This is a genomic window from Burkholderia sp. Ac-20365, from assembly GCF_017104715.1.
GTDB lineage: Bacteria > Pseudomonadota > Gammaproteobacteria > Burkholderiales > Burkholderiaceae > Paraburkholderia.
In genome coordinates this window covers 60,638-87,294 of sequence record NZ_JAAGPI010000020.1, presented here as the reverse complement: position 1 = coordinate 87,294, position 26,657 = coordinate 60,638, and the positions used below count along the sequence as shown (strand labels likewise).

At 62.0% G+C, this 26,657-nt stretch carries 33 protein-coding genes; 32 read left to right on the top strand and 1 reads right to left on the bottom strand.

Annotation, left to right across the window (positions count from 1 at the left end; translation table 11 throughout):
* The first annotated feature begins 1 nt into the window (after position 1).
* The 27 genes from G3O01_RS27410 to tatC all read left to right on the top strand — a co-directional run bounded on the left by G3O01_RS27410 (position 2) and on the right by tatC (position 20,815).
* On the top strand, positions 2-826 hold the full coding sequence (locus G3O01_RS27410) for a thiazole synthase (protein ID WP_205809769.1): 825 nt from the start codon (positions 2-4) through the stop codon (positions 824-826).
* The gene (gene thiE / locus G3O01_RS27405; protein WP_205809768.1) at positions 823-1,944 is read left to right on the top strand and encodes a thiamine phosphate synthase; all 1,122 of its coding nucleotides are present in this window, start codon (positions 823-825) and stop codon (positions 1,942-1,944) included. The genes G3O01_RS27410 and thiE overlap by 4 nt, the downstream gene beginning before the upstream one ends.
* 86 nt (positions 1,945-2,030) lie before the next feature.
* Positions 2,031-2,852, top strand: coding sequence for an ABC transporter ATP-binding protein (locus G3O01_RS27400; RefSeq protein ID WP_205809767.1), 822 nt, complete (start codon positions 2,031-2,033; stop codon positions 2,850-2,852).
* On the top strand, positions 2,849-3,616 hold the full coding sequence (gene mlaE / locus G3O01_RS27395) for a lipid asymmetry maintenance ABC transporter permease subunit MlaE (protein ID WP_205809766.1): 768 nt from the start codon (positions 2,849-2,851) through the stop codon (positions 3,614-3,616). Before G3O01_RS27400 ends, mlaE begins: the two co-directional genes overlap by 4 nt.
* 78 nt (positions 3,617-3,694) lie before the next feature.
* Positions 3,695-4,255 (top strand): outer membrane lipid asymmetry maintenance protein MlaD, encoded by a 561-nt coding sequence (gene mlaD, locus G3O01_RS27390; protein ID WP_205809765.1) that lies wholly within the window; start codon positions 3,695-3,697, stop codon positions 4,253-4,255.
* An 11-nt stretch (positions 4,256-4,266) separates the two neighbouring features.
* Positions 4,267-5,241, top strand: coding sequence for a VacJ family lipoprotein (locus G3O01_RS27385; RefSeq protein ID WP_205809764.1), 975 nt, complete (start codon positions 4,267-4,269; stop codon positions 5,239-5,241).
* A 137-nt stretch (positions 5,242-5,378) separates the two neighbouring features.
* Positions 5,379-6,011, top strand: coding sequence for an ABC transporter substrate-binding protein (locus G3O01_RS27380; protein ID WP_205809763.1), 633 nt, complete (start codon positions 5,379-5,381; stop codon positions 6,009-6,011).
* On the top strand, positions 6,008-6,313 hold the full coding sequence (locus G3O01_RS27375) for an STAS domain-containing protein (RefSeq protein ID WP_205809762.1): 306 nt from the start codon (positions 6,008-6,010) through the stop codon (positions 6,311-6,313). Before G3O01_RS27380 ends, G3O01_RS27375 begins: the two co-directional genes overlap by 4 nt.
* Before the next feature lie 277 nt (positions 6,314-6,590).
* The gene (locus tag G3O01_RS27370; protein ID WP_205809761.1) at positions 6,591-7,517 is read left to right on the top strand and encodes an ABC transporter ATP-binding protein; all 927 of its coding nucleotides are present in this window, start codon (positions 6,591-6,593) and stop codon (positions 7,515-7,517) included.
* Positions 7,514-8,269: an ABC transporter permease gene (locus G3O01_RS27365; protein ID WP_205809760.1), complete on the top strand. Its 756-nt coding sequence runs from the start codon at positions 7,514-7,516 to the stop codon at positions 8,267-8,269. The genes G3O01_RS27370 and G3O01_RS27365 overlap by 4 nt, the downstream gene beginning before the upstream one ends.
* 11 nt (positions 8,270-8,280) lie before the next feature.
* Complete coding sequence (locus G3O01_RS27360) at positions 8,281-8,520, top strand: BolA family protein (protein WP_007731848.1); 240 nt, start codon at positions 8,281-8,283, stop codon at positions 8,518-8,520.
* A 235-nt stretch (positions 8,521-8,755) separates the two neighbouring features.
* A complete protein-coding gene (gene murA, locus G3O01_RS27355) occupies positions 8,756-10,018 on the top strand; it encodes a UDP-N-acetylglucosamine 1-carboxyvinyltransferase (RefSeq protein ID WP_205809759.1) in 1,263 nt (420 codons plus the stop codon).
* The gene (gene hisG, locus G3O01_RS27350; protein ID WP_205809758.1) at positions 10,015-10,713 is read left to right on the top strand and encodes an ATP phosphoribosyltransferase; all 699 of its coding nucleotides are present in this window, start codon (positions 10,015-10,017) and stop codon (positions 10,711-10,713) included. Before murA ends, hisG begins: the two co-directional genes overlap by 4 nt.
* 80 nt (positions 10,714-10,793) lie before the next feature.
* Entirely contained in the window at positions 10,794-12,116 is a 1,323-nt protein-coding gene (gene hisD, locus G3O01_RS27345) for a histidinol dehydrogenase (protein ID WP_205809757.1), read from the top strand.
* Positions 12,117-12,265: 149 nt separating this feature from the next.
* Positions 12,266-13,336: a histidinol-phosphate transaminase gene (gene hisC, locus G3O01_RS27340; protein WP_205809756.1), complete on the top strand. Its 1,071-nt coding sequence runs from the start codon at positions 12,266-12,268 to the stop codon at positions 13,334-13,336.
* Between the two features lie 57 nt (positions 13,337-13,393).
* Positions 13,394-13,981 (top strand): imidazoleglycerol-phosphate dehydratase HisB, encoded by a 588-nt coding sequence (hisB, locus tag G3O01_RS27335; RefSeq protein WP_205809755.1) that lies wholly within the window; start codon positions 13,394-13,396, stop codon positions 13,979-13,981.
* Positions 13,982-14,023: 42 nt separating this feature from the next.
* Positions 14,024-14,644: a MarC family protein gene (locus tag G3O01_RS27330; protein ID WP_205809754.1), complete on the top strand. Its 621-nt coding sequence runs from the start codon at positions 14,024-14,026 to the stop codon at positions 14,642-14,644.
* Positions 14,641-15,282 (top strand): imidazole glycerol phosphate synthase subunit HisH, encoded by a 642-nt coding sequence (hisH, locus tag G3O01_RS27325; RefSeq protein ID WP_205809753.1) that lies wholly within the window; start codon positions 14,641-14,643, stop codon positions 15,280-15,282. The genes G3O01_RS27330 and hisH overlap by 4 nt, the downstream gene beginning before the upstream one ends.
* A 213-nt stretch (positions 15,283-15,495) precedes the next feature.
* Entirely contained in the window at positions 15,496-16,248 is a 753-nt protein-coding gene (hisA, locus tag G3O01_RS27320) for a 1-(5-phosphoribosyl)-5-[(5-phosphoribosylamino)methylideneamino]imidazole-4-carboxamide isomerase (RefSeq protein ID WP_205809752.1), read from the top strand.
* A 161-nt stretch (positions 16,249-16,409) separates the two neighbouring features.
* Entirely contained in the window at positions 16,410-17,183 is a 774-nt protein-coding gene (gene hisF / locus G3O01_RS27315) for an imidazole glycerol phosphate synthase subunit HisF (RefSeq protein WP_205809751.1), read from the top strand.
* A gap of 1 nt (position 17,184) precedes the next feature.
* The gene (gene hisI, locus G3O01_RS27310) at positions 17,185-17,595 is read left to right on the top strand and encodes a phosphoribosyl-AMP cyclohydrolase (protein ID WP_205809750.1); all 411 of its coding nucleotides are present in this window, start codon (positions 17,185-17,187) and stop codon (positions 17,593-17,595) included.
* The gene (locus G3O01_RS27305) at positions 17,592-17,966 is read left to right on the top strand and encodes a phosphoribosyl-ATP diphosphatase (protein ID WP_205809749.1); all 375 of its coding nucleotides are present in this window, start codon (positions 17,592-17,594) and stop codon (positions 17,964-17,966) included. Before hisI ends, G3O01_RS27305 begins: the two co-directional genes overlap by 4 nt.
* A 90-nt stretch (positions 17,967-18,056) precedes the next feature.
* On the top strand, positions 18,057-18,452 hold the full coding sequence (locus G3O01_RS27300) for a hypothetical protein (protein ID WP_205809748.1): 396 nt from the start codon (positions 18,057-18,059) through the stop codon (positions 18,450-18,452).
* A gap of 36 nt (positions 18,453-18,488) precedes the next feature.
* Complete coding sequence (locus G3O01_RS27295) at positions 18,489-18,854, top strand: histidine triad nucleotide-binding protein (protein ID WP_205809747.1); 366 nt, start codon at positions 18,489-18,491, stop codon at positions 18,852-18,854.
* A 292-nt stretch (positions 18,855-19,146) separates the two neighbouring features.
* Entirely contained in the window at positions 19,147-19,383 is a 237-nt protein-coding gene (gene tatA, locus G3O01_RS27290) for a Sec-independent protein translocase subunit TatA (RefSeq protein ID WP_205809746.1), read from the top strand.
* Between the two features lie 55 nt (positions 19,384-19,438).
* Complete coding sequence (tatB, locus tag G3O01_RS27285; protein WP_205809745.1) at positions 19,439-19,993, top strand: Sec-independent protein translocase protein TatB; 555 nt, start codon at positions 19,439-19,441, stop codon at positions 19,991-19,993.
* 42 nt (positions 19,994-20,035) lie between these two features.
* A complete protein-coding gene (tatC, locus tag G3O01_RS27280; RefSeq protein WP_205809744.1) occupies positions 20,036-20,815 on the top strand; it encodes a twin-arginine translocase subunit TatC in 780 nt (259 codons plus the stop codon).
* Positions 20,816-20,921: 106 nt separating this feature from the next.
* Here the strand turns inward: tatC and G3O01_RS27275 are convergent, their stop codons facing one another.
* Complete coding sequence (locus G3O01_RS27275) at positions 20,922-22,133, bottom strand: Do family serine endopeptidase (protein WP_205809743.1); 1,212 nt, start codon at positions 22,131-22,133, stop codon at positions 20,922-20,924.
* Positions 22,134-22,152: 19 nt separating this feature from the next.
* On the opposite strand from G3O01_RS27275, the gene G3O01_RS27270 reads away from it, so the two are divergent.
* From G3O01_RS27270 to G3O01_RS27250, 5 genes are all read left to right on the top strand, one after another.
* Positions 22,153-22,899 (top strand): Nif3-like dinuclear metal center hexameric protein, encoded by a 747-nt coding sequence (locus tag G3O01_RS27270; protein WP_205809742.1) that lies wholly within the window; start codon positions 22,153-22,155, stop codon positions 22,897-22,899.
* Positions 22,900-23,118: 219 nt separating this feature from the next.
* Positions 23,119-23,736 (top strand): ubiquinol-cytochrome c reductase iron-sulfur subunit, encoded by a 618-nt coding sequence (gene petA, locus G3O01_RS27265; protein ID WP_205809741.1) that lies wholly within the window; start codon positions 23,119-23,121, stop codon positions 23,734-23,736.
* On the top strand, positions 23,736-25,118 hold the full coding sequence (locus tag G3O01_RS27260) for a cytochrome bc complex cytochrome b subunit (RefSeq protein WP_205809740.1): 1,383 nt from the start codon (positions 23,736-23,738) through the stop codon (positions 25,116-25,118). Before petA ends, G3O01_RS27260 begins: the two co-directional genes overlap by 1 nt.
* A gap of 23 nt (positions 25,119-25,141) precedes the next feature.
* On the top strand, positions 25,142-25,897 hold the full coding sequence (locus tag G3O01_RS27255; protein ID WP_205809739.1) for a cytochrome c1: 756 nt from the start codon (positions 25,142-25,144) through the stop codon (positions 25,895-25,897).
* 95 nt (positions 25,898-25,992) lie between these two features.
* A complete protein-coding gene (locus G3O01_RS27250; protein ID WP_006052302.1) occupies positions 25,993-26,604 on the top strand; it encodes a glutathione S-transferase N-terminal domain-containing protein in 612 nt (203 codons plus the stop codon).
* Positions 26,605-26,657 lie beyond the last annotated feature (53 nt).

The window sequence follows — 26,657 nt, the reverse complement described above, 5'->3', positions numbered from 1 at the left end:
CATGAACTCACACGCGAACGCACCCGCCGACGCGCTCACGCTTTACGGCGAAATCTTCCAGAGCCGCGTGCTGCTGGGCACGTCGCGCTATCCGTCGCTGCAGTCGCTGTCGGATTCGATCGCGGCGTCGAAGCCGGGCATGGTGACGGTCGCGCTGCGCCGGCAGATGAGCGAGGGCGGCGCGGAAGCCGGCTTCTTCGATCTGCTCAAGCGCCACGGCGTGCCGCTGCTGCCGAATACGGCCGGCTGTCAGACGGTCACTGAAGCAGTGACGACCGCGCACATGGCGCGCGAAGTCTTCGAGACCGACTGGATCAAGCTCGAACTGATCGGCGACGATTACACGCTGCAGCCCGACCCGGTCGGTCTGATCGAAGCGGCCGCGCAACTCGTGAAAGACGGCTTCAAGGTGCTGCCGTACTGCACGGAAGATCTCGTGATCGGCCGGCGTCTGCTCGATGCGGGCTGTGAAGCACTAATGCCGTGGGGCGCGCCGATCGGCACGGGCAAGGGCGTCGTGAATCCGTATGGCTTGCGCGTGCTGCGCGAGCGTCTGCCCGACGTGCCGCTGATCGTCGATGCAGGCCTCGGCGTGCCGTCGCATGCGTGTCAGGTGATGGAGTGGGGATTCGACGGCGTGCTGCTGAATACGGCCGTCTCGCAGGCTACGCATCCGGAAACGATGGCGCGTGCTTTCGCGATGGGCGTCGAAGCCGGTCGCGAAGCTTATCTGGCCGGCCCGATGGCCGAACGTGAAACTGCCCACGCGAGCACGCCCGTCGTCGGCATGCCGTTCTGGCATCAGGATGGGAGCGCTGCGGCATGACTGAGACTCTGAAACTCGCGGGCCGCGATCTGTTCTGGCCGCCCGCCGACGAACTCACGGAAGCGGCCGAGCGCATTCGCGCGCGCCTCGGCGACTGGCCGCCGACGCACGTCAACTGGCGCATTTGCCTGACGGCGCCCGATGACGCGAACGGCGGCGATCTGATCGTCTTCACCGATACGCAGCAGGACAGCACGCAGCACGTCGAGCGGATTGCCCGCTGGCAGACGCAGGGCGCGGGTGTGATCGAGGCGGCGGCGGGCCGCGCGGTGCTGCACCTGGGCGGCGTGCGTTATCAGCTGGAAGGCCATCTTGCAGAAGACTGGATTGCCGCACTGGCGGCGTTTCTCGACTGCGGTTTCGATCCGCACGACGCGTTGACGCTCGCGCTCGCCTGGCGCGACGGCGACGAAACGAAATCCGACGATGCATGGCCTTGTGACATGTCGCGCTTTCCGCGCGTCGCCGGTTTGCCGGACGCGCCCGCGCAACCGTTCGCGGCATGTCCGGATGCACTCGGCCTCTACGCCGTACTGCCGACGGCCGATTGGGTCGAGCGCGTGGCCGGCTTCGGTGTGAAAACGCTGCAATTGCGCCGCAAATCGGCGGAACCGGACGAGCTGAAGCGTGAAATCGCGCGTTCGGTCGCGGCGGGCCGCGAGCACGATGCGCAGGTTTTCATCAACGATCACTGGCAGGCTGCCATCGACGCAGGCGCCTATGGCGTTCACCTCGGCCAGGAAGACGTGCATACGGCCGATCTGCATGCATTGTCGAAGGCTGGCGTGCGCCTCGGCCTGTCGACGCACGGCTACTACGAAATGCTCACCGCGTGGCACTTCCGTCCGAGCTACATTGCGCTCGGCGCCGTGTTCCCGACCACGACGAAAGTCATGCCGACCGCGCCGCAAGGTCTGGCAAGACTCGCGCGTTACGTGAAACTGCTGGATGGCGTCGTGCCGCTGGTCGCGATCGGCGGGATCAGCGGCGATGTGCTGCCGCAAGTTCTGGCCACGGGCGTGAAGAGCGCGGCCGTCGTGCGCGCGATCACGGAAGCTGCCGATCCCGCAGCAGCCGCTACTTCGTTAAAAAGCGCTTTTTTGCAAGAAAAAGTTTAGAAAAGTTAAATCGTTAGCGTCGTCAAGGCAGGGTTTGCACGAAGGCCCTATAATTCGGCCTTCCGTGTAAAAGGACTGTCAGTTACGTGCCTTCCTCTTCCGAGACCCTCCTCGAGCTGCGCGACGTCGACTTCGGCTACGGCGACCGGCTCGTCCTGTCGAACCTGAATCTGCGCTTCAAACGCGGCCAGGTGGTCGCGGTCATGGGCGGTTCGGGGTGCGGCAAAACGACCGTGCTGCGGCTGATCGGCGGCCTCGTTCGCGCACAGCGCGGCCAGGTGCTGTTCCATGGGCAGGACATCGGCACGCAGACGCGCGATGGCCTGTACGCACTGCGCCGCAAGATGGGCATGCTGTTCCAGTTCGGCGCGCTGTTCACCGACATGTCGGTGTTCGAAAACGTCGCCTTCGCGCTGCGCGAACACACCGATCTCCCCGAAGAACTGATCCGCGACCTCGTGTTGATGAAGCTCAACGCGGTGGGCTTGCGCGGCGCGCGCGATCTCGCGCCGTCGGAGATTTCGGGCGGCATGGCGCGCCGCGTGGCGCTCGCCCGCGCCATCGCGCTCGATCCCGAACTGATGATGTACGACGAGCCGTTCGCCGGACTCGACCCCATTTCGCTCGGCATCACCGCGAACCTGATCCGCGCGCTCAATACGGCGCTTGGCGCGACCTCGATTCTCGTCACGCACGACGTTCCCGAATCGTTCGCAATCGCCGATTACGTCTACTTCCTCGCCAACGGTGGCGTGCTTGCTGAAGGCACACCGGCGGAACTGCGTGCGTCGACGGATCCGACCGTGCGTCAGTTCATCGACGGCACGCCCGACGGTCCGTTCAAATTTCACTATCCGAGCAAGACGCCGCTGGCGGCGGACTTCGGCATTGGCGGAGGCCGCGCATGATCAGCTTCATCGGCCGTTCCGTCATCTGCGGGCTCGGGCAGACGGGCTACGCAGCGCGCATGTTTCTGCGCCTCGTGCTGGAATTTTTCCCGCTGCTGCGCCGTCCGCGTCTTGTCACGAAGCAGATCCACTTCGTCGGTAATTATTCGCTGGTGATCATCGCGGTGTCGGGGCTGTTCGTCGGCTTCGTGCTTGGCTTGCAGGGTTACTACACGCTCAATCGCTATGGCTCCGAACAGGCGCTAGGCTTGCTGGTCGCGCTGTCGCTGGTGCGCGAACTCGGGCCGGTGGTCACGGCGCTGCTGTTCGCCGGGCGTGCGGGCACGTCGCTCACGGCCGAAATCGGCCTGATGAAGGCGGGCGAGCAACTGACGGCCATGGAAATGATGGCCGTCGATCCCTTAAAAGTGGTCGTCGCGCCGCGCATGTGGGCGGGCATCATCTCGATGCCGATTCTCGCGGCGATTTTCAGCGCGGTGGGCGTGCTCGGCGGCTATGTCGTGGGCGTGCTGATGATCGGTGTCGACGCGGGCGCATTCTGGTCGCAGATGCAAGGCGGCGTCGATGCGTATCGCGACGTCGGCAACGGTGTAATCAAGAGCATCGTGTTCGGCTTCGCGGTCACGTTCATTGCGCTCTACCAGGGCTACGAAGCGAAGCCCACGCCGGAAGGCGTCTCGCGCGCGACGACGAAGACGGTTGTCTACGCGTCGCTGGCCGTGCTCGGTCTGGATTTCCTTCTGACCGCGCTGATGTTCAGCTAGGCGATGTCGAGCCAACGCGCGCGCAAAGCGCCGCGCGTGGCTCGCACCGCAGCGGCATAGATTCTCTTTGGGATGAAGATGAAAAAAACTGCTCTCGATTTCTGGGTAGGTCTGTTCGTGGTGCTCGGTTTCATCGCGTTGCTGTTCCTCGCGCTGAAGGCCGGCAACATGAGCTCGCTGTCGTTTCAGGCGACGTACCCGGTCAAGCTGAAGTTCGACAATATCGGTGGCCTGAAGGTACGCGCGCCCGTGAAGAGCGCGGGCGTGACGGTGGGCCGCGTGGCGTCGATCGGCTTCGACAGCAATTCGTATCAGGCGCTGGTGACGCTCGATCTCGACAAGCAATATCAGTTTCCGAAAGACACGTCCGCGAAGATTCTGACGTCCGGTCTGTTGGGTGAGCAGTACATCGGTCTTGAGCCGGGTGGCGACAGCGAAATGCTGAAGGCCGGCGACACGATCACGATGACGCAATCAGCCATCGTCCTGGAGAATCTGATCGGGCAGTTTTTGTATAGCAAGGCAGCGGATTCGGGCGCTGCCAAATCCGGTGCGCCGGCTGCGGCGCCTGCGCCTGCAGAAGCGGCTTCCGCTCCTGCGGCGTCTGCTGCAGCGGCGTCGGGCGCATCCGGCCAATAAGGAGAACAACAATGAAGACGACACGCTTACGTGTCGCGGGGATGACGCTCGCGGTGGCCGCGCTTGCGGGTTGCGCAACCGTTCAGAACCCCACAAAGGAAGATCCGATCGAGGGCTTTAACCGCACGGTCTTCACATTCAACGACACCGTCGATAAATACGCGTTCAAGCCGGTCGCGAAGGGCTACGTGTTCGTCACGCCGCAACCGGTGCGTGACAGCGTCACGAACTTCTTCTCGAACATCGGCGATGTGTACATCGCGGCGAACAACCTGCTGCAGCTGAAGATCGCCGACGGTGTGTCGGACATCATGCGGATCGTGATCAACACGATCTTCGGTGTCGGCGGCCTGTTCGACGTGGCGACGCTAGCGAAGCTGCCGAAGCACGACAACGACCTCGGTCTGACGCTCGGTCACTATGGCGTGCCTGCGGGTCCGTATCTGGTGTTGCCGCTGTTCGGGCCGAGCACGGTGCGTGACGGCGTGGGTATCGTCGGCAACTACTTCATCAATCCGCTCACGTATGTGAAGCCGGATAGTTTGAGCTGGGCGTTGTATGGCGTGAATCTGGTCAACACGCGCGCCAACCTGCTGAATGCAACCGACGTGCTCGAAGGCGCGGCGCTCGACAAATATTCGTTCGTGCGCAACGCGTACCTGCAACGCCGCCGTTATCTGCTGACGGGCGGCACTGCGGCGTCGTCGAGCCTGCCGGATTACGGCAACGAAGCGCCGCTGCCGAAGTACGAAGATGTCGATGGCGGCGCGGCAACGCCAGCACCTGCGTCCGCGCCGGCTCCCGCGTCCGCAGCAGCACCCGCGCCGGCCCCGGCTGCAGCGCCGGAAGCTGCTTCGGGCGCGACATCGAACGGCGCAGCAGGCGCTGCGCAACCGGCATCCGGCACCGATGCGCCGCCGACCGTCCCGGCTGGTCAGATCGTGCCGCCGGCGCTCTTCGGCTATCCGTCGCTGAAGCTGCGTTAAGGTATGTCAAATGCGAGCGTCGTATCTGTCTGCCGTAACACTCGGATACGACTCTCGCAGTTTGGGCGTGGATTGCGGCTGAACTCGCGTGATATCGTCGCCTCCAACCTGAGCTTCTCTTTTTTGCAGGACTGGAAATGAAAAAATTCTTCTTCTTTATCCCGTTTATTGCAGCCTTTTTTGCGTTCGGCGGCGTGGCATCCGCGCAAACCGTCGACAGCAGCAATCCTGACGTGATGGTCAAGACCGTCACGCAGCAAGTGATCGACGCCGTGCGCGCCGACAAGACGATTCAAACCGGCAACATCGGCGCCGTCACGAAGCTCGTGAACGAAAAGATCCTGCCGTACACCGACTTCCGTCGTACGACGCAACTGGCAATGGGCCGCAACTGGCGCACCGCGACGCCCGAGCAGCAGAACGCCGTGGTCGAGCAGTTCAAGATGCTGCTGATCCGCACGTACTCGGGTGCGCTGGCGCAGGTGAAGGACCAGCAGATCGAATACAAGCCGTTCCGCGCCAGCCCGGAAGATACCGATGTCGTGGTCCGCTCGGTCGTGATGAACAACGGCTCGCCGGTCGAACTCGACTACCGTCTGTACAAGACGCCGCAAGGCTGGCGCGTGTATGACCTGAACGTGCTCGGCGCATGGCTGATCCAGGCGTACCAGCAGCAGTTCAACGAGCAGATCCAGAAGAGTGGCGTCGATGGCCTGATCCAGTTCCTGACGGCGCGCAACCAGCAACTCTCGGGCGGCAAACAGTCGTGAACAACTTTGTGAGCGCGCCGGTCAGCACGCCGGTCAACACGTTCGAATCGGGCAGCACGCTGACCCACGCGAGCGCGAAGGCCGCGCTCGCAGCGGGTCTTGCGCGTATCGGCAGCGGTGCGACCGCTGTCGACTGCGCGGCGCTCACGCAATTCGATTCTTCCGCGCTTGCCGTGCTGCTCGCATGGCAACGCGCAGCGACTGCGCGCGGCACGCCGCTCGCCATCGTCAACCTGCCTGCGGGGCTGTCCAGTCTCGCGCAAGCGTACGGCGTCGATTCGCTGTTACCCTCACGACATTGACGCTCACGCGTCAGTGAGCCGCGCATCGCGTTTCACCATTTGCGCTGGCTCACGTTCCTCCAGGGCAAGTCGGCCGTTTAGACTTTTGCCCTATAATCAAATGTTTTTTGGCGCCTGGCCGTTTCATCCCGCATCGCGGAAACGGTCGTAGCGGTTGTAATAGCAACGCGCGCGGCAGCGCAAGCGGTCTTTTACACCCGGCCCCAATTCCGTCCCCATGCTTCGCGCCCTTGCCGGGCGACCTATCAGGCGCTGTCTCCCCCGACGGCGCACAGTCATGTCAGCGATTGAAATTCGTAACGTCAGGAAGCGCTACAAAGATCTGCAAGCGCTCAAAGGCGTCAGCTTCACCGTCGAACAAGGCGAGTTCTTCGGGCTACTTGGTCCGAACGGCGCCGGCAAGACGACGCTCATCAGTATTCTCGCGGGCCTCGCGCGCGCCGATGAAGGCAGCATCACGGTTCACGGCCACCATGTCGTCGACGATTTCCGTCTCGCGCGCCGCGCGCTCGGCGTCGTGCCGCAGGAACTCGTGTTCGATCCGTTCTTCACCGTGCGCGAAACGTTGCGTATCCAGTCGGGCTATTTCGGCCTGCGCAAGAACGACGACTGGATCGACGAGGTGATGGCCAATCTCGATCTCACCGAAAAAGCCGACGCGAACATGCGTGCCTTGTCGGGCGGGATGAAGCGCCGCGTGCTGGTCGCGCAGGCGCTGGTACACCGGCCGCCCGTGATCGTGCTCGACGAGCCGACGGCGGGCGTCGATGTCGAATTGCGCCAGACGCTGTGGAAATTCATTTCGCGCCTGAACCGCGAAGGCCACACGATCGTGCTGACCACGCACTATCTGGAAGAAGCCGAATCGCTGTGCGACCGCATTGCGATGCTGCGTCGTGGCGAAGTGGTTGCGCTGGAGCGCACGAGCACGTTGCTCGCCCGCTTTGCAGGTACGCAACTGTTCATCCGTTTTGCGCAGGGCGTGCTGCCCGCCGAGCTGCGCTCGCTCGAAGTCGATCCCAGCAACGTCAACGGACGCCAGCATTTGCTGCGCCTGTCGAGCTATGACGACGTGGAGCGCATCCTCGCGCAATGTCGCACGGCAGGTTGCACGTTCGATGAAATCGAGGTGCGCAAGGCCGACCTCGAAGACGTGTTCATGCAGGTGATGAACGGGCCGGAAGTGGTTGAGGGGTTGGCATGAGCGGGTTTCGTACGCTGTTTTACAAAGAGCTGCTGCGCTTCTGGAAGGTCGCATTCCAGACAGTGCTCGCGCCCGTCATCACCGCATTGCTGTATCTGACGATCTTCGGCCATGCGCTGCGCGATCACGTGCAGGTCTATCCCGGCGTGCTGTACACGAGCTTTCTCGTGCCCGGCCTCGTGATGATGAGCGTGCTGCAGAATGCATTCGCGAACAGTTCGTCGTCGCTGATTCAATCGAAGATCACGGGCAATCTCGTGTTCGTGCTGCTGCCGCCGCTGTCGCACTGGGAAATGTACGGCGCGTATGTGCTGGCGGCGGTCGTGCGCGGACTGTGCGTCGGGCTGGGCGTGTTTATCGTGACCGTCTGGTTCATTCCGATGAGCTTCACTGCGCCGCTTTTCATCATCGCGTTCGCCGTGCTCGGCTCGGCGATTCTCGGCACGCTCGGCGTGATCGCGGGCATCTGGGCGGAGAAGTTCGACCAGCTTGCCGCGTTCCAGAATTTTCTGATCATGCCGCTCACGTTCCTGTCGGGCGTGTTCTACTCGACGCATACGCTGCCGCCCGTGTGGCGCGAAATTTCGCGGCTCAATCCGTTTTTCTACATGATCGACGGCTTTCGCTATGGCTTCTTTGGCATGTCGGATATCAATCCGCTGTGGAGCCTGCTGATCGTCGCCGGTTTCTTCGTCGTGCTGGCCGTGATCGCGATGCGCATGCTCGCAACCGGCTTCAAGCTGCGTCACTAGGAGCACCATTCATGCTACCCACACCTGAACAGGTCAAAAACTACATCGCGGCAGGCCTTCCTTGCGAGCATCTCGAAGTGGAAGGCGACGGCCAGCATTTCTTCGCGACCATCGTGTCGCCGAATTTCGAAGGCAAGCGTCTGATTCAACGCCATCAACTCGTGTACGCGGCGCTCGGCGATCGCATGCGCGAAGAGATCCACGCGCTCAGCATGAAAACGCTGACGCCCACGGAATGGCAAAGCGCCTGACCTGCGCGTAGCGATTGCGCGCAAACCGTGCTGTCTGTCGGAGGACGGCGCTTGACAAACTGGCTGCAGGAAGAGCGGAACAACAAGCTGCACAATAAGCTTTAGACGTAGCTGCAAATTAGCTGGAACATTAGTGCGACTTACACATGAGAATCGCGACGCCGCCAACGGCGCCGCAGCAACCGCCCACAACAAGACGCCCGCAGGCGGACGGGCAGATCAGGAACAAACAGGCATGGACAAACTCGTGATTGAAGGCGGGCAGAAGCTCGCTGGTGAGATCGTTGTTTCGGGTGCGAAGAACGCGGCGCTGCCGATCCTTTGCGCGGGCTTGTTGAGCGCGGAGCCGGTGCACCTGGATAACGTGCCCGATCTGCAGGACGTTCGCACCACGCTGAAACTGCTCGGCCAGATGGGCGTGCGCACGGAAAGCTCGGACGGCAAGGTGATGCTCGACGCGTCGAAGGTGGACAACCTCGTCGCGCCGTATGAACTCGTGAAGACGATGCGTGCATCGATTCTCGTGCTCGGCCCGCTCGTCGCGCGCTTCGGCGAGGCGAAGGTGTCGCTGCCCGGCGGCTGCGCGATCGGCGCGCGTCCGGTGGATCAGCACATCAAGGGTCTGCAGGCGATGGGCGCCGAGATCAACATCGAGCACGGCTTCATTGAAGCGCGCGCGAAGCGTCTGAAGGGCGCGCGCATCATCACCGACATGATCACCGTCACGGGCACCGAAAACCTGCTGATGGCAGCGGTGCTCGCGGAAGGCGAAACGGTCATCGAAAACGCCGCGCGCGAGCCGGAAGTCGGCGACCTCGCGAACCTGCTGGTGTCGATGGGCGCGAAGATCGACGGTATCGGTACGGATCGTCTTGTCATTCAAGGCGTCGACAAGCTGCATGGCGCGAAGCACACGGTGGTGCCGGATCGTATCGAAGCGGGCACGTTCCTGTGCGCGGTCGCGGCCGCTGGCGGCGACGTCACGCTGCGTCACGTGCGTCCGCAGATTCTCGAAGCCGTGACCGACAAGCTGCGCGAAGCCGGCGTCACGATCGAAGAGGGCGACGACTGGATGCGCGTGCGCATGAACCAGCGTCCGAAGGCCGTGTCGTTCCGCACGTCGGAATATCCGGCGTTCCCGACCGACATGCAGGCGCAGTTCATGGCGCTCAACACGCTGGCCGACGGCACCTCGCAAGTGGTCGAAACGATCTTCGAAAACCGCTTCATGCACGTGCAGGAACTGAACCGTCTCGGCGCGAGCATCACGATCGACGGCAAGACGGCGCTGGTGAACGGCGTCGAGAAGCTGTCGGGCGCGAAGGTGATGGCAACCGACCTGCGTGCATCGGCGAGTCTCGTGATCGCGGGCCTGTGCGCCGATGGCGAAACGCTGATCGACCGTATCTATCACCTCGATCGCGGCTACGACCGGATGGAATCGAAACTCACGGCAGTCGGCGCGAAGGTGCGCCGCATCAAGGGTAATCAGGCATGAGCGAATTGCCGCAAACGTCGTCGTCGCCCGCAGCGAACAAGCCGCTGACGCTCGCGTTATCGAAGGGGCGTATCTTCGAGGAAACGGTGCCGCTGCTTGCGGCAGCGGGCATCGAAGTGACGGAAGACCCGGAAACGTCGCGCAAGCTGATCCTGCCGACCAACGATCCGAACGTGCGCGTGATCATCGTGCGCGCCACGGACGTGCCCACGTACGTCGAATACGGCGCCGCCGATTTCGGCGTCGCGGGTAAGGACGTGCTGATCGAGCACGGCGGCAGCGGTCTGTATCAGCCGATCGATCTGGACATCGCGCGCTGCCGCATGTCGGTGGCGGTCGCGGCCGGCTTCGATTACGCGAACGCGGTGCGCCAGGGCGCGCGCCTGCGCGTCGCGACGAAGTACGTGCAGACGGCACGCGAGCACTTCGCAGCCAAGGGCGTGCACGTCGATCTGATCAAGCTGTATGGATCGATGGAACTCGCGCCGCTCGTGGGCCTCGCGGACGCGATCGTCGATCTGGTCAGCTCGGGCGGCACGCTGCGCGCCAACAATCTTGTCGAGGTCGAGGAGATCATGCAGATCTCGTCGCGCCTCGTGGTGAACCAGGCGGCGCTGAAGTTGAAGCGCGCCGCGCTGGCGCCCATTCTCGACGCGTTCCAGCGCGCGTCGCAACGCACCGACGCAACGGCCTGAGGCAAGATTCAAACCCAAGTTTCAAACCCAAGGTCTTAACCAGAGTCTCACTCGCGCGCCTTACCGAAACGGATACCAGCATGTCTATCAAGATTCGCAAACTCGATTCCAGCACTGAAGATTTCCGCAAGTCGCTGCATGCGGTGCTCGCGTTCGAGGCGAGCGAAGACGAAGCGATCGAACGCTCGGTCGCGCAGATTCTGGCTGACGTGAAGGCGCGCGGCGATGCTGCCGTGCTCGACTACACGAACCGTTTCGATCGCCTGAGCGCCGATAGCGTGGCTGCGCTCGAACTGCCGATGTCGGAGCTGGAAGCCGCGCTCGAAGGTCTCGAGCCGAAGCGCCGCGCGGCGCTCGAAGCGGCGGCGGCGCGTGTGCGCGGCTATCACGAGAAGCAGAAGATCGAATGCGGCAGCCATAGCTGGCAGTACACGGAAGCCGACGGCACCGTGCTCGGCCAGAAGGTGACGCCGCTCGACCGCGCGGGCATCTACGTGCCGGGCGGCAAGGCGGCGTATCCGTCGTCGGTCTTGATGAACGCGATTCCCGCGCGTGTGGCCGGCGTGCGCGAAATCGTCATGGTCGTGCCGACGCCCGACGGCGTGAAAAATCCGCTGGTGCTGGCAGCGGCGCTGCTCGGCGGCGTCGATCGCGTGTTCACGATTGGCGGCGCGCAGGCGGTTGGCGCGCTCGCGTACGGCACGCAATCCATTCCTGCCGTCGACAAGATCTGCGGTCCTGGCAACGCTTATGTCGCGTCGGCGAAGCGCCGCGTGTTCGGCACGGTCGGCATCGACATGATTGCCGGTCCGTCGGAAATTCTCGTGCTGTGCGACGGCACGACCGATCCGCGTTGGGTTGCGATGGATCTGTTCTCGCAGGCCGAGCACGACGAACTCGCGCAATCCATTCTGCTGTGCCCGGACCAGGGTTTCATCGCGCGCGTCGAAGACGCCATCAACGAACTGCTGCCGACGATGCCGCGCCGCGACGTGATTCTCGCGTCGCTCGAAGGCCGCGGCGCGCTCGTCAAGGTGCGCGACATGGCCGAAGCGTGCGCGATCGCCAACGATATCGCGCCCGAACACCTCGAAATCTCCGCGCTGGAGCCGCAGCAATGGGCGCAGCAGATCCGCCACGCGGGCGCGATCTTCCTTGGCCGCTACACGAGCGAAAGCCTCGGCGACTACTGCGCGGGGCCGAATCACGTGCTGCCTACGTCTCGTACCGCACGTTTCTCGTCGCCGCTCGGCGTCTATGATTTCTTCAAGCGCTCGAGCCTGATCGAAGTGAGCGCGGACGGCGCGCAGACGCTCGGTGAAATCGCCGCCGAACTCGCGTATGGCGAAGGCCTGCAAGCGCATGCGCGCAGCGCCGAATACCGGATGAAGAACACGGGCTGACCTTGCGGCGAGCCGTCTCACGCGGGCAATACGCGCGCTAAATTCGAGATGGCTTCCGGATCTACAAAGACAGAGAACTCAACCCGGGGCGGCCACACAGCCGCCCCTATTGCGCTGTCGCCTGAGAGCAGGCACGCGCATCACACGCCATGACGACACCTCAAGACATCATCCGCCGCGACGTGCTCGCGATGACGAGCTACCCGGTCGCTGACGCGACGGGCCTCGTGAAGCTCGATGCAATGGAGAACCCGTTTTCGTTGCCCGAAGCGCTAGCCGCGCAACTCGGCGAGCATCTGGCGGGCGTCGCGCTGAATCGCTATCCGGCGCCGCGTCCGCAGGCGCTGCTCGACAAGCTCAAGCGCGTGATGAACGTGCCGGCGAACTGCGAAGTGCTGCTCGGCAATGGCTCGGACGAACTGATCAGCATGATCTCGATGGCGTGCGCGACGCCGGGCGCGAAAGTGCTGGCGCCCGTGCCGGGCTTCGTGATGTACGCGATGTCGGCGAAGCTCGCGAACATGGAGTTCGTCGGCGTGCCGCTGAACGCCGATTTCACGCTCGACGTCGAGGCAATGCTGGCGGCGATCGCGGAACACAAGCCGGCCGTCGTCTATCTCGCGTATCCGAACAACCCGACGGGTACGCTGTTCGATACGGCGCAGATGGAGCGCATCATCGCGGCGGCGAGCGGCAGTCTTGTGGTGATCGATGAAGCGTATCAGCCGTTTGCGCAGCAAAGCTGGATGCCGCGTGCAGCCGACTTCGATAACGTCGTCGTGATGCGTACCGTGTCGAAGCTGGGCCTTGCGGGCATCCGTCTCGGCTATATGGCGGGCCGCACCGAATGGATCAACGAGTTCGACAAGGTGCGTCCGCCGTACAACATCAACGTGCTGACGCAGGCGACGGCCGATTTCCTGCTCGATCACATCGACGTGCTCGACGCGCAGGCCGCGCAATTGCGCGACGAACGCGCGAAACTGGCCGACGCGGTCGCCGCGCTGCCGGGCGCCGAAGTGTTCCCGAGCGCGGGCAATTTCCTGCTCGTGCGTGTGCCGGATGCATCGGCGACGTTCGAAACCCTCCTTACTTCGCGGGTTTTGATCAAAAACGTGAGTAAAATGCATCCATTGCTCGCGAATTGCGTGCGTTTGACGGTCGGTTCGCCGGATGAAAACGCTCAAATGCTCGCCGCGCTGAAACTCGTGCTGAACTGAACTCACGCCAGCACTTTTCACAACCCCCACTTTTTAAGTCAGATTCGAGGAATTGCCATGCGCCTTGCGGAAGTCGTTCGCAACACCAGCGAAACGCAGATCCGTGTGAAGATCAACCTGGACGGCACCGGTCAGCAAAAGCTGGCCACGGGCGTGCCGTTTCTTGATCACATGCTCGACCAGATTGCCCGCCACGGGCTCATCGATCTGGATGTCGAAGCGCATGGCGATACGCATATCGACGACCACCATACCGTCGAAGACGTCGGCATCACGCTTGGTCAGGCCGTCGCGAAGGCCGTCGGCGACAAGAAGGGCATTCGCCGCTACGGTCATTCGTACGTGCCGCTCGACGAAGCGCTGTCGCGCGTCGTGATCGATTTTTCCGGCCGTCCGGGTCTCGAATTCCACGTGCCGTTCACGCGTGCGCGCATCGGCACGTTCGACGTCGATCTCTCCATCGAATTTTTCCGCGGTTTCGTGAACCATGCAGGCGTCACGCTGCATATCGACAACCTGCGCGGGCTGAACGCGCACCATCAGATGGAAACGGTGTTCAAGGCGTTCGGCCGTGCAATCCGCATGGCCGTCGAACTGGACGAGCGCGCGGCGGGGCAGATTCCGTCGACCAAGGGCAGCCTCTAAGCGACCAAACGGGACCGGCGCGCGTCGCGCGGCCGGCTTGAGATGGACATCATCAAGTCGTTTATTTCGCTGCTGGCGTTGATCAACCCGGTTGGCGCGATACCGTTCTTTCTGAGTCTGACGTCACAGCAGTCGGTCGCCGAACAGCGGCGCACGATCCGTGTCGCATCGATTTCCGTGTTTTGCGTGATCGCGGTGTCGACGCTGATCGGGCAGCAGATCATCCGCTTCTTCGGCATTTCGATCGGCGCGCTTGAAGTCGGCGGCGGCATCATCATGTTGCTGATGTCGATCAGCATGCTGAACGCACAGGTCGGCAATGCGCGCTCGACGCCGGAAGAACGGCACGAAGCCGAGATGAAGGACAACATCGCCGTGGTGCCGCTCGCGATTCCGCTGCTGACGGGGCCGGGCTCCATCAGTACTGTCCTAGTCTATTCGGCCAGCTATCCTCATTGGTACGAGCGGATTAGTCTGATTGCCATCGGCGCTGTGATTGCGGCGCTCTGCTTCGGATCGCTGAGTCTCGCGGAACCGATTGCACGCTGGGTTGGCCGCACGGGTATCAATATCGGCACGCGGTTGATGGGTTTGATGTTGTCAGCGCTGGCGGTGGAGTTCATCGTCAACGGATTGAAGGCGTTGCTGCCTAACTTGAAATGAAAACTTCGATTGCGATTGTGGATTACGGAATGGGCAACCTGCGCTCGGTTGCCCAGGCGTTGAAGAAAGCCGCGCCGGAAGCGGACGTGGCGATCGTCGACAAGCCCGAAGCGATCCGCGCGGCGGACCGCGTGGTGCTGCCGGGCCAGGGCGCGATGCCTGACTGCATGCGCTCGCTCGGCGAATCCGGCTTGCAGGACGCGGTTATCGAAGCGTCGCGCAGCAAGCCGCTGATGGGCGTGTGCGTCGGCGAGCAGATGCTGTTCGACTGGAGCGCGGAAGGCGACACGAACGGCCTCGGCCTGTTGCCCGGAAAAGTGGTGCGCTTCGATCTCGCAGGCCAGCTGCAGGACGACGGCTCGCGCTTCAAGGTGCCGCAAATGGGCTGGAATCGCGTGCGTCAGGCGCAGTCGCACCCATTGTGGGACGGCGTCGCGGACAACGCGTTCTTCTATTTCGTGCATAGCTATTACGTCGTGCCGGAAAACGCCGCGCATACGTCGGGCGAAACCGTGTATGGCGTGCCCTTTACCTCGGCGGTGGCGCGGGATAACATTTTTGCGACCCAATTCCACCCGGAAAAGAGCGCCGACGCGGGCTTGCGCGTGTATCGCAACTTCGTGCACTGGAATCCCTGATCGCTGCCGTCAGCATCCCTGCCGTCAACATCATTAACCGTCCATGTTCTCCGTCCGTCCCCGCTGCCTCGCTCCCATGCATACGCATCCGACGCCGGTCAGCAAGGTCGCCGAAAGACATGTACTAAACTAGCGAAACGGCCTGGCGCGGACCGCAGCCGGTTTTTCCGCCAGCCGAATTTCAACTTTTTTCCCTGACAACACCCGATTGCTATGCTGCTGATCCCCGCCATCGACCTGAAAGACGGTCAGTGTGTACGCCTCAAACAGGGCGATATGGACCAGGCGACGATTTTCCACGAGGAACCGGCGGTGATGGCCCGACATTGGGTCGACCGCGGCGCGCGACGCCTGCACCTCGTCGACCTGAATGGTGCATTCGCCGGCAAGCCGAAGAACGAGGAAGCGATTCGCGCGATCATCGAAGAAGTCGGCGGTGAGATTCCCGTGCAGCTGGGCGGCGGCATCCGCGACCTGAACACGATCGAACGCTATCTGGACGACGGCCTCGAGTACGTGATCATCGGCACGGCTGCCGTGAAGAATCCCGGCTTCCTGCTCGAAGCGTGCACGGCGTTCGGCGGCCATATCATCGTCGGGCTCGACGCGAAGGACGGCAAGGTTGCCACCGACGGCTGGAGCAAGCTGACGGGCCACGAAGTCGTGGATCTCGCGCGCAAGTTCGAGGACTATGGCTGCGAGTCGATCATCTATACGGACATCGGCCGCGACGGCATGCTTCAGGGCATCAACATCGAGGCGACCGTGCGTCTCGCGCGCTCGATGAAGATCCCCGTGATCGCGAGCGGCGGCTTGTCGAACATGGGCGATATCGAAGCGCTGTGCGAAGTGGAATCCGAAGGGATCGAAGGCGTGATTTGCGGCCGCGCGATCTATTCGGGCGACCTCGATTTCGCCGCGGCGCAAACGCACGCGGACCGCCTGCGCGAATCGGACGACGCCTGAGCGTTGGCTGTGCTGCGCATGGCGCGCGTCTGACAGATGATTCAGGCTCGCGCCGCGCGGTTCCGGCGCACCGGCCCTGCGCCGTTTTCCCCACCGCCTTTTGAGGCGTGATGCACGGGTGAGCGGCCTCACCAGCGGTATTGGCAAGTATTAGCAAGACTATGGCTTTAGCTAAACGCATCATTCCCTGTCTGGACGTCACGGCTGGCCGCGTGGTCAAGGGCGTCAACTTCGTCGAACTGCGCGACGCGGGCGATCCCGTTGAAATCGCGCGCCGCTACGACGAGCAGGGCGCCGACGAACTCACGTTTCTCGACATCACGGCCACTTCCGACCAGCGCGACCTGATTCTCCCGATCATCGAAGCAGTCGCCTCGCAAGTGTTCATTCCGTTAACGGTCGGGGGCGGCGTGCGCGCTGTCGAAGACGTGCGACGCCTCTTGAACGCGGGTGCGGACAAAGTCAGCATGAACTCGTCGGCGGTGGCGAATCCGCAACTCGTGCGCGATTCGACCGACAAATACGGCTCGCAATGCATCGTCGTCGCGATCGACGCGAAGCGCGTGTCGGCCGAAGGCGAAGCGCCGCGCTGGGAAGTCTTCACGCATGGCGGGCGCAAGAACACGGGGCTGGATGCCGTCGAATGGGCGCGCAAGATGGCCGAACTCGGCGCAGGCGAAATCCTGCTGACCAGCATGGACCGCGACGGCACGAAGAGCGGCTTCGATATCGCGCTCACGCGCGCGGTGTCGGACGCGGTGCCGATTCCCGTGATCGCGTCGGGCGGTGTCGGCTCGCTGCAGCATCTGGCCGACGGCATCAAGGAAGGCCGCGCGGACGCCGTGCTGGCCGCGAGCATCTTCCACTATGGCGAGCACACGGTCGGCGAGTGCAAGCGCTTCATGGCCGATCAGGGCATTTCGGTGAGGTTGTAACGTGGTCAATCCGTCTGAAGTCGGCTGGCTCGACAAGGTGAAGTGGGACGCGAACGGCCTCGTGCCCGTGATCGCGCAGGAAGCATCGACCAACGACGTGCTGATGTTCGCGTGGATGAACCGCGAAGCACTGTCGAAGACGATCGAAACGGGCCGCGCGGTGTACTTTTCGCGTTCGCGCCAGCGCCTGTGGTTCAAGGGCGAGGAATCGGGCCACGTGCAGCATGTGCATGAGGTGCGGCTCGATTGCGACGAAGACGTCGTGCTGTTGAAGGTCGAGCAGGTGTCGGGCATTGCGTGCCATACCGGCCGGCATTCGTGCTTTTTCCAGAAATTCGAAGGCTCGGTCGATGCCGGCAACTGGGTTGCCGTCGATCCCGTGCTGAAAGACCCCGAACATATCTACAAATGACGCAAGATTCGCAATCGACGAACGATACGCTTCGGCGCCTCGCTGACGTTATCGACAGCCGCAAGGGCGGCGATCCCGAAACTTCGTACGTGTCGCGCCTGTTCCACAAGGGCGACGATGCGGTGCTCAAGAAGATCGGCGAGGAAGCCACGGAAGTCGTGCTGGCCGCCAAGGACGTGCGGCTGGGCGCGGAGCGCAAGGCGCTGGTCGGCGAAGTGGCCGATTTGTGGTTCCATTGCCTCGTGATGCTGTCGCATTTCGACCTGAATCCCGCCGATGTGCTCGCCGAACTGGAGCGCCGCGAGGGCTTGTCGGGCATCGAGGAAAAGGCGCTGCGCAAGAGCCGCGACCGCGAGCAGAACGGCGACTGAGCCAGCAAGGCGCGGCGGCGCGCGCGGACACAAGAGCGACGAGAGACCAGTAGCAACAGTATCCATTCGCCCCTCCAGGAGGACGTCAGCATGGAACAGTCGCACGGCGGTTATCCGCCACCGTCTTATCAGAGCGCAGTCGAAATCGACCGGCAGCGCAGCCTGCGCACGCTGACGCACATCATCTACGCGCTCTACGCCGTGTACTGGCTCACGGGCGGCATCTCCGTGCTGATCGCGATCATCATCAACTACATCAAGCGGCCGGAGACGGTCGGCACGCCGTACGAAGCGCATTTCGACTGGCAGATCCGTACGTTCTGGCTGGGGCTGATTGGGCATCTGATCGGCGTTGCGCTCTTCATCGTGCTGATTGGCGTGCCGATCCTGTGGGCTGTCGCGATCTGGACGTTGTACCGTATCATCAAAGGCTGGCTGTATCTGTACGACAACAAGCCGCTGACGAATCCGCGCGGCTGGTTTTAACCCGCGCCACATAAGGCGTTCGCCGTTCACAAGACCATGAGCCACGATCCGGACTGCCTTTTCTGCAAGATCGCCGCAGGCGAAATTCCGTCGACCAAAGTCCACGAAGACGAAGACTTCGTCGCGTTCCGCGACATCCGTCCGGCGGCCGAAACGCACGTGCTCGTGATACCGCGCAAGCACATCGCGACGCTCTCGAACTGTACCGAGAGCGATTCGGCCCTGCTTGGTAAGATGCTGATACTGGTTGCGCGTCTCGCCGATCAGTTGGGCGTTGCGTACAAAGGTGGCGAGACAGGTTTCCGCACGGTCATCAATACGGGGCCGGGCGGTGGACAGGAGGTCTATCACCTGCATGCGCATCTGCTGGCGGGACCTCGCCCGTGGCTGAGAATGGGCTGAACGCGGGTCAAATTCGCAATCAACATGGGCCAAACCGTCAAAGATTCGCCGCATATGCTTTTTGACTGCGCACAATGACGGGCCCGGCATCACGACATCGTGCGTTTATGTAGGGATGTAACGACAGCGACTCGCAGACATGTTCATAATGGGACCGAGGGCGCTGACGCAATAAAAGGGCGTTGGCGGGAGTTTTGCAGGTGAAGCGTGACCGTCAGGCGCGCTTCGATTCAGGCCGCAAGGCGCACAGTTGCCGTCGCCAGGCACGACGGTGGGGGTTAAGGAGATTTTTATGGGTTCGTTGAGCATTTGGCATTGGCTGATCGTTTTGCTGATCGTCGCACTGGTGTTTGGTACGAAGAAGCTGCGCAATATCGGTACTGATCTGGGCGGCGCGGTGAAGGGCTTCAAGGAAGGCATGAAGGACGGCGAAACGCCCGAAGGCCAGCAGCGTGATCAGATCGCGCGCACGAACACCGTTGATGTCGACGCAAAGGAAAAGGCGCCGCATTCCGGCGATTCCCGCTAATCCGGCGCCAGCCGAGCTTGCGCTGACACGCGCGCACTGACGGGAAGCCCTATCCATGCTGGACCTCGGTTTAACCAAGATGGCGTTGATCGGCGTGGTCGCGCTGGTCGTGCTCGGCCCTGAGCGCCTGCCGCGCGTCGCCCGAACGGCGGGCGCGCTGTTCGGCCGCGCGCAACGCTATATCAACGACGTCAAGTCCGAAGTCACGCGTGAGATCGAGCTCGACGAATTGCGCCGCATGAAGACCGAATTCGAATCGGCGGCGCAAAACGTCGAAACCTCGATTCACGACAATCTGCGCAAGCACGAAACCGAACTGAACGAGGCGTGGTCGCAAGGCACGTCGGTGTCGCCGAGCATTGCGGGCGGCGCGACGGAAAGCCTGGCGTCCGATACCTTCAACACGTCCGATTCCCTTATGACGGGCGGCTCGTCCTGGCGCAGTACCGATGCCGCCGCGCCGAAGCGCAAGAACTGGCGCGTCAAGCAGACGGCTACGCCGAACTGGTACAAGCGCGCCACGCTGCGGCGCACGCGGGTGCAATCGGGCGCGGCGCGTGTCGCGCGGCATACGCCTGTCAGTCTGCGTCGGCCGACACGCTTTTTCTGATCGACCGATGTCCTGTGCATCAATCTCTAACCGAGGGCCGGTGTGAGCGACCCCCAAAACCAGAACGAAGGCACTGAAGAGACCTTCATCTCGCATCTCGTCGAACTGCGCGACCGCATCATCCGCGCGGGCATTTCGGTGATCGTCGTGTTCGTTGGGCTCGTCTACTGGGCGCCCGACATCTTCCGGCTGCTTGCGCGTCCGCTGATGAACAACCTGCCGAAGGACGGCAAGATGATCGTCACCGACGTCACCGGCTCGTTTTTCGTGCCGATGAAGGTGACGATGCTCGTCGCGTTCGTGATCGCGCTACCTATCGTGCTGTACCAGATCTGGGCGTTCGTCGCGCCGGGCCTGTATCAGCATGAGAAGAAGCTGGTCGGGCCGCTGGTCGGCAGCAGCTACACGCTATTTCTGTGCGGCATGGCGTTCGCGTACTTCGTCGTGTTCCCCACGATCTTCCGCGTGATGGCGCACTACAATGCGCCGCTCGGCGCGGAGATGACGACCGATATCGACAATTACCTGAGTTTCGTGCTGACGATGTTCATCGCCTTCGGCGTGACCTTCGAAGTACCGATCGTCGTCGTGCTGCTCGTTCGCATGAACGTGCTGACCATCAAGAAGCTCAAGGAAATACGGCCGTATGTGATTGTTGGCGCGTTTGTGATTTCCGCTGTGGTGACGCCGCCGGACGTGTTCTCGCAGCTGATTCTCGCGATTCCGCTGATCGTGCTGTACGAAGCGGGCATCATCGCGGCGCGGCTGTTCGTGAGCAAGCCGGTCGCGGCGCCTGAGAACGAGGGCAACGCGGCAAGCTGAAGAAGCCCGCGTCGAACGGGCGCTGGACAGCAAAAAGGGCAGTGCTCCGTTGGAGACTGCCCTTTTTATTTGCCTGCGCTAGCTGGCCGCTCTGACGACCTGAAGCTCAACCGCCATCGTCGTCATCGCTATCGTCCGAAGGCTGCTTTGGCGGCGGCGGGCGCTTGCCGATCATCACCGTCAGATCCATTTCCTTGTTCTTGCGGACCAGATGAACCTTCGCGTCGGTGCCCGGCTTGATCTGCGCGATCACGTTCAGGAGGCGCGTCGTATCGGTGATGTCCTGGCCGTTGACCGACACCAGAATATCGCCCGGCTTGATGCCGGCCTTGTCGGCTGGACCGCCTTTCAGCACACCCGCCACGATCGCGCCCGACTTCTGCTCGAGCCCGAACGATTCGGCGATTTCCGGCGTCACGTCCTGCGGCTCGACGCCAATCCACCCGCGCGTCACGGTGCCCGTCGTGATGATGCTTTCCAGCACGCTGCGCGCCGTCGAAACGGGAATCGCGAAGCCTATGCCGAGCGAGCCGCCCGAGCGCGAGTAAATCGCCGTATTGATGCCGAGCAGATTGCCGTTCACATCGACGAGTGCGCCGCCCGAGTTGCCAGGATTGATCGGCGCATCCGTCTGGATGAAGTTTTCGAACGTGTTGATGCCGAGGTGATTGCGGCCGAGCGCGCTGACGATGCCCATCGTCACCGTCTGACCTACCCCGAACGGATTGCCGATCGCGAGCACCACGTCGCCGACGCGCGTCTGGTCCATGCGGCCGAGCGTGATGGTCGGCAAGTTCGTCATGTTGACCTTGAGCACGGCGAGATCGGTTTCGGGATCGACGCCGATCACCTTCGCGTTCGTCGTACGGCCGTCGGCGAGCGCGATTTCGATCTGATCCGCGCCGTCGACGACATGCTGGTTCGTTAGAATGTAACCTTCCGAACTCACGATAACCCCAGAGCCGAGATTGGCCGCGGGTTGCTCTTGCTGCTGCTTTTTGTTCTTGTCGCCGAAGAAGTAGCGGAACAGCGGGTCTTTGGCGCGCGGGTCGGGCGGAAGCGAGCCGTCCTTGCTGGAGAACACGTTGACGACGGCGGGCATCGCTTTCTGTGCCGCGTCCGCGTAGGAATTCTGGACGGAGCCGCCGCTGCCCATTCCGGGGGCCACCTCTCGGAGCGCGACGATCGGCTCGGCCAGCTGCTTGCCGAACTGCCCTTGACGTTGCAGCCACTGCGGTTTGAGGGTCGCAATGATGAACATCAGCGCCAGCAGCACGGTCACCGCCTGGGCGAAGAACAGCCAAAAGCGTCTGAGCATCTGAAAATTAGAGGTGTATATGGATCGGATCGAACTCGAATTGTACTTGAACAATCTCCTTGAAACTTCGCGCTTCAAGGACTATTGCCCGAACGGTCTGCAAGTCGAAGGGCGACGCAAGATCGAGAAAATCGCGACGGGCGTGACGGCGTCGCTGGCCTTTCTGGAGGCGGCGCTGGAGTGGGGCGCGGACGCCGTGCTGGTCCATCATGGTTACTTCTGGCGCAACGAGGCGCCGCAGATCACCGGCCGCAAATATCAACGGCTCAAGGCGCTGCTCGCGAACGATCTGAACCTGTTCGCCTACCATCTGCCGCTCGACGATCACCCGCTCTACGGCAACAACGCGCAGCTCGGCGCGAAGTTCGGTCTGATCCCCGACGGCCGTTTCGGCGACAACGACATCGGCTGGATGAGCACGCTGCCCATGTCGATCACGCTCGCGCACTTCAGCGCGGAAGTCGAGCAGACGCTCGGCCGTACGCCGCTGGTGCTGGGCGATCCCGACAAGCAGTTGCGGCGCGTCGCGTGGTGCACGGGCGCCGCGCAAGGTTATTTCGAAGCCGCCATCGAGGCCGGCGCGGACGTCTATCTGACGGGCGAAATCTCCGAGCCGATCACGCATATGTCGGCGGAAAGCGGTGTTGCGTTCATCTCGGCGGGTCACCATGCGACCGAGCGTTACGGCGTGCAGGCGCTCGGCTCGCATCTGTCCGAACATTTCGAGCTGGAACACCTGTTTATCGATATTCATAATCCGGTTTGAATATCGGCTGCATTAAGCGAGAAAAAGGATTGAAAAACGGAGGAAATGCTTAATAAAAGCCGCATAAAGGTTTGCGATCCGTGCGGGGAAACCCTGATTTATCAAGGACTTCGCACGGTTTTTGGCAATCGGCCCTTGTAAATGGCGACTCCATTCGAGCAAACTAGCGGCGGTAGACCCGACGTGAAGGAAAAATCCAACTCAGAAGTGGGGCGTGTGATGCGAGACAAGGAAGATGAACGCGTCGATGGCGGCCGCCGTAGCTGGCTGATTGCGACGACCGTAGCAGGTGGCATCGGAGGAGTCGCCACCGTCGTACCCTTTGTTAGTTCGTTTGCACCATCCGAAAAAGCCAAAGCGGCGGGAGCCCCCGTCGAAGTCGATATCTCCAACCTCAAGCCCGGCGACATGATGACGGTCGCCTGGCGCGGCAAGCCCGTCTGGATCATCAATCGCACTGATCAGCAGCTTGCCGACGTTCAGAAGGCCGACAAGGAAGTCGCCGATCCGGAAAGCAAGAACCCGTTTTCGATGCCCGAGCCGGACTACACGAAAAACGAGTTCCGCTCCCGTCCCGAACACAAGAATCTGTTCGTTGCCGTCGCCGTGTGCACCCATCTTGGCTGCACGCCGACTCCGCGCTTTCAGGAAGGCGCGCAGCCCAATCTCCCTGACGACTGGCCCGGCGGCTTTCTGTGCCCGTGCCACGGCTCGACCTACGACATGGCCGGCCGCGTCTTCAAGAACAAACCTGCGCCGCAAAACCTGGACATTCCGCCCTACATGATCACCGGCACCACGCTCGTGATCGGCAGGGACGAGAAAGGAGAAGCGTAATGGCGACGACCGAGAAAGAGGTGGAAACAACCGGACTCACGGGCTGGATCGATCGCCGCTTTCCGATGACGGCGACCTGGAAAGCGCACGTGTCCGAGTACTACGCGCCGAAGAATTTCAACTTCTGGTACTTCTTCGGCTCGCTCGCGCTGCTGGTGCTGGTCAACCAGATCGTCACGGGCATCTTCCTGACGATGAACTACAAGCCCGATTCGCTGCTCGCGTTCGCATCGGTCGAGTACATCATGCGCGAGGTGCCGTGGGGCTGGCTGATCCGCTACATGCACTCCACGGGCGCGTCGATGTTCTTCGTCGTCGTGTATCTGCATATGTTCCGCGGGCTGCTGTACGGCTCGTATCGCAAGCCGCGCGAACTGGTGTGGATCTTCGGCTGCGCGATTTTCCTGTGCCTGATGGCAGAAGCGTTCTTCGGCTATCTGCTGCCTTGGGGCCAGATGTCGTACTGGGGCGCGCAGGTGATCGTGAACCTGTTCTCGGCGATTCCGTTCATCGGCCCGGACCTGTCGCTGTGGATTCGCGGCGACTACGTGGTGTCCGACGTCACGCTGAACCGATTTTTCGCGTTCCACGTGATCGCGATTCCGCTGGTGCTGCTCGGGCTGGTGGTCGCGCACATCGTCGCGCTGCATGAAGTCGGCTCGAACAACCCGGACGGCATCGAGATCAAGGCGAAAAAGGACGCGAACGGCATTCCGCTCGACGGCATTCCGTTCCACCCGTACTACTCGGTTCACGACTTCATGGGCGTGTGCGTCTTTTTGATGGTGTTCGCGGCGATCATCTTCTTCGCGCCGGAGATGGGCGGCTACTTCCTCGAGTCGAACAACTTCGTGCCGGCGAATCCGCTGCAGACGCCGCCGGAAATCGCGCCGGTCTGGTACTTCACCGCGTTCTACGCGATGCTGCGCGCCACCACCGATCCGTTCAAGATCGTGCTGATGATCGTGATTGGCCTGCTTGGCCTGTTCGCGCTGATCCGCGCGCGTGGCAAGTGGAAGCTCGGCCTGCCCGTGCTCGCGATCCTCGTCATTCTGGCGATGGCGTTCACGGAGTCGAAGTTCTGGGGCGTGGTAGTGATGGGCAGCGCGGTGGTGTCGCTGTTCTTTCTGCCGTGGCTGGACCGCTCGCCGGTGAAATCGATCCGCTACCGGCCGTTCTTCCACAAGGTGTTTTACGGCATCTTCGTACTGGCCTTTTTGACGCTGGCGTTCCTCGGAACCAAGCCGCCGTCTCCCGCCGCGACGCTGATTGCGCAGATTTGCGCGCTGGTCTACTTCGCGTTTTTCCTCGGCATGCCGTTCTGGACGCCGCTTGGCAAGTTCAAGCAGCCACCCGAACGAGTGCGGTTCAAACCCCACTAACCGCGAGCCAGGAGAAAACGAAGATGAAAAAACTGCTTTCGACGCTCGCGCTGCTCGGTGCAACCGTGCTGGCGTTATCCGCTACGTCTGTTCGCGCGGAAGGCGAATTCCCGCTCGACCGTGCGCCCGACAACGCGGACAATATTGCTTCGTTGCAGCACGGCGCCCAATTGTTTGTAAACTACTGCCTGAATTGCCATAGCGCGAACCTGATGCGGTACAGCCGATTGCAAGATATCGGCATTTCGCAGAAGGAAATTGAAAAGAACCTGCTGTTCACGACAGATAAAGTCGGCAACACGATGACGGTCGCGATGCGCCCCGACGACGCAAAGGCGTGGTTCGGCGCGACGCCGCCCGATTTGTCGGTGGAAGCGCGGGCGCGGAACCGTGACTGGCTGTACACGTATCTGCGCAGTTTTTATCGCGATGACACACGGCCGACTGGCTGGAACAATATGGTGTACGAGAACGTGAGCATGCCTCACGTGCTGTGGCAGCTTCAGGGGCAGAGAACAGCGAAGTTCGAAGACGACATCGACGAACACACGAAGGAAAAGGTCAAGAAATTCGTGGGATACCAGCAGGTCACGCCGGGGACGATGTCGCCGGTAGATTATGATTCTGCTGTGGCCGACCTCGTGTCGTACCTGTCATGGATGTCCGAACCGACGCAGAAAACCCGGCGTCAGCTTGGCGTTTGGGTCTTGCTGTTCCTGGGCGTTCTGAGCTTTTTAGCCTGGCGACTGAACGCCGCGTACTGGAAAGATATCAAATAGTCACACCGTAACGGGTGTGGGGCCGGCGCAAGGGAAAACCTGCAAGACGGTTTTCCCGCTCGCTGGCCCTTTAAGTTTTTTGAGGAAACGCAAACATGATGGTTCTGTATTCCGGCACTACTTGCCCGTTCTCCCAGCGCTGCCGGCTGGTGTTGTTCGAAAAGGGCATGGACTTCGAAATCCGCGACGTCGACCTGTTCAACAAACCGGAAGACATCGCCGTGATGAATCCGTACGGTCAGGTGCCGATCCTCGTCGAACGGGATCTGATCCTGTACGAATCGAACATCATCAACGAGTACATCGACGAGCGCTTCCCGCATCCGCAGCTGATGCCGGCCGATCCCGTCCAGCGTGCTCGCGCGCGTCTGTTCCTGCTCAATTTCGAGAAGGAGCTGTTCGTTCACGTCGGCACGCTCGAAAACGAGAAGGGCAAAGCCGCCGAGAAGAATCACGAAAAGGCGCGCCTGGCCATTCGTGATCGTCTGACGCAACTCGCGCCGATCTTCCTGAAGAACAAGTACATGCTCGGCGAAGAGTTCTCGATGCTCGACGTCGCGATCGCGCCGCTCTTGTGGCGTCTGGATCACTACGGCATCGAACTGTCGAAGAACGCCGCGCCGCTGATGAAGTACGCTGAGCGTATTTTCAGCCGTCCGGCCTATATCGAAGCGCTGACGCCGTCGGAAAAGGTGATGCGCCGCTGAGTTTGAGATTGGCTTCGGGTTCGGCGCGCGGCGTTTTCGTACCGGTTCGCGCG

What these genes read in the sequence shown, in the direction of transcription:
- tatA (WP_205809746.1), top strand. Translation starts at nt 19,147, where the DNA reads ATGGGTTCGTTGAGCATTTGGCATTGGCTGATCGTTTTGCTGATCGTC.
- G3O01_RS27260 (WP_205809740.1), top strand. Translation starts at nt 23,736, where the DNA reads ATGGCGACGACCGAGAAAGAGGTGGAAACAACCGGACTCACGGGCTGG.
- G3O01_RS27330 (WP_205809754.1), top strand. Translation starts at nt 14,024, where the DNA reads ATGGACATCATCAAGTCGTTTATTTCGCTGCTGGCGTTGATCAACCCG.
- G3O01_RS27250 (WP_006052302.1), top strand. Translation starts at nt 25,993, where the DNA reads ATGATGGTTCTGTATTCCGGCACTACTTGCCCGTTCTCCCAGCGCTGC.
- G3O01_RS27270 (WP_205809742.1), top strand. Translation starts at nt 22,153, where the DNA reads ATGGATCGGATCGAACTCGAATTGTACTTGAACAATCTCCTTGAAACT.
- hisB (WP_205809755.1), top strand. Translation starts at nt 13,394, where the DNA reads ATGCGCCTTGCGGAAGTCGTTCGCAACACCAGCGAAACGCAGATCCGT.
- G3O01_RS27295 (WP_205809747.1), top strand. Translation starts at nt 18,489, where the DNA reads ATGAGCCACGATCCGGACTGCCTTTTCTGCAAGATCGCCGCAGGCGAA.
- G3O01_RS27275 (WP_205809743.1), bottom strand. Translation starts at nt 22,133, where the DNA reads ATGCTCAGACGCTTTTGGCTGTTCTTCGCCCAGGCGGTGACCGTGCTG.
- hisF (WP_205809751.1), top strand. Translation starts at nt 16,410, where the DNA reads ATGGCTTTAGCTAAACGCATCATTCCCTGTCTGGACGTCACGGCTGGC.
- hisA (WP_205809752.1), top strand. Translation starts at nt 15,496, where the DNA reads ATGCTGCTGATCCCCGCCATCGACCTGAAAGACGGTCAGTGTGTACGC.
- G3O01_RS27360 (WP_007731848.1), top strand. Translation starts at nt 8,281, where the DNA reads ATGCTACCCACACCTGAACAGGTCAAAAACTACATCGCGGCAGGCCTT.
- hisH (WP_205809753.1), top strand. Translation starts at nt 14,641, where the DNA reads ATGAAAACTTCGATTGCGATTGTGGATTACGGAATGGGCAACCTGCGC.
- thiE (WP_205809768.1), top strand. Translation starts at nt 823, where the DNA reads ATGACTGAGACTCTGAAACTCGCGGGCCGCGATCTGTTCTGGCCGCCC.
- G3O01_RS27305 (WP_205809749.1), top strand. Translation starts at nt 17,592, where the DNA reads ATGACGCAAGATTCGCAATCGACGAACGATACGCTTCGGCGCCTCGCT.
- hisC (WP_205809756.1), top strand. Translation starts at nt 12,266, where the DNA reads ATGACGACACCTCAAGACATCATCCGCCGCGACGTGCTCGCGATGACG.
- hisD (WP_205809757.1), top strand. Translation starts at nt 10,794, where the DNA reads ATGTCTATCAAGATTCGCAAACTCGATTCCAGCACTGAAGATTTCCGC.
- G3O01_RS27255 (WP_205809739.1), top strand. Translation starts at nt 25,142, where the DNA reads ATGAAAAAACTGCTTTCGACGCTCGCGCTGCTCGGTGCAACCGTGCTG.
- G3O01_RS27385 (WP_205809764.1), top strand. Translation starts at nt 4,267, where the DNA reads ATGAAGACGACACGCTTACGTGTCGCGGGGATGACGCTCGCGGTGGCC.
- G3O01_RS27365 (WP_205809760.1), top strand. Translation starts at nt 7,514, where the DNA reads ATGAGCGGGTTTCGTACGCTGTTTTACAAAGAGCTGCTGCGCTTCTGG.
- tatB (WP_205809745.1), top strand. Translation starts at nt 19,439, where the DNA reads ATGCTGGACCTCGGTTTAACCAAGATGGCGTTGATCGGCGTGGTCGCG.
- G3O01_RS27380 (WP_205809763.1), top strand. Translation starts at nt 5,379, where the DNA reads ATGAAAAAATTCTTCTTCTTTATCCCGTTTATTGCAGCCTTTTTTGCG.
- petA (WP_205809741.1), top strand. Translation starts at nt 23,119, where the DNA reads ATGCGAGACAAGGAAGATGAACGCGTCGATGGCGGCCGCCGTAGCTGG.
- G3O01_RS27370 (WP_205809761.1), top strand. Translation starts at nt 6,591, where the DNA reads ATGTCAGCGATTGAAATTCGTAACGTCAGGAAGCGCTACAAAGATCTG.
- murA (WP_205809759.1), top strand. Translation starts at nt 8,756, where the DNA reads ATGGACAAACTCGTGATTGAAGGCGGGCAGAAGCTCGCTGGTGAGATC.
- G3O01_RS27410 (WP_205809769.1), top strand. Translation starts at nt 2, where the DNA reads ATGAACTCACACGCGAACGCACCCGCCGACGCGCTCACGCTTTACGGC.
- hisG (WP_205809758.1), top strand. Translation starts at nt 10,015, where the DNA reads ATGAGCGAATTGCCGCAAACGTCGTCGTCGCCCGCAGCGAACAAGCCG.
- mlaE (WP_205809766.1), top strand. Translation starts at nt 2,849, where the DNA reads ATGATCAGCTTCATCGGCCGTTCCGTCATCTGCGGGCTCGGGCAGACG.
- G3O01_RS27300 (WP_205809748.1), top strand. Translation starts at nt 18,057, where the DNA reads ATGGAACAGTCGCACGGCGGTTATCCGCCACCGTCTTATCAGAGCGCA.
- mlaD (WP_205809765.1), top strand. Translation starts at nt 3,695, where the DNA reads ATGAAAAAAACTGCTCTCGATTTCTGGGTAGGTCTGTTCGTGGTGCTC.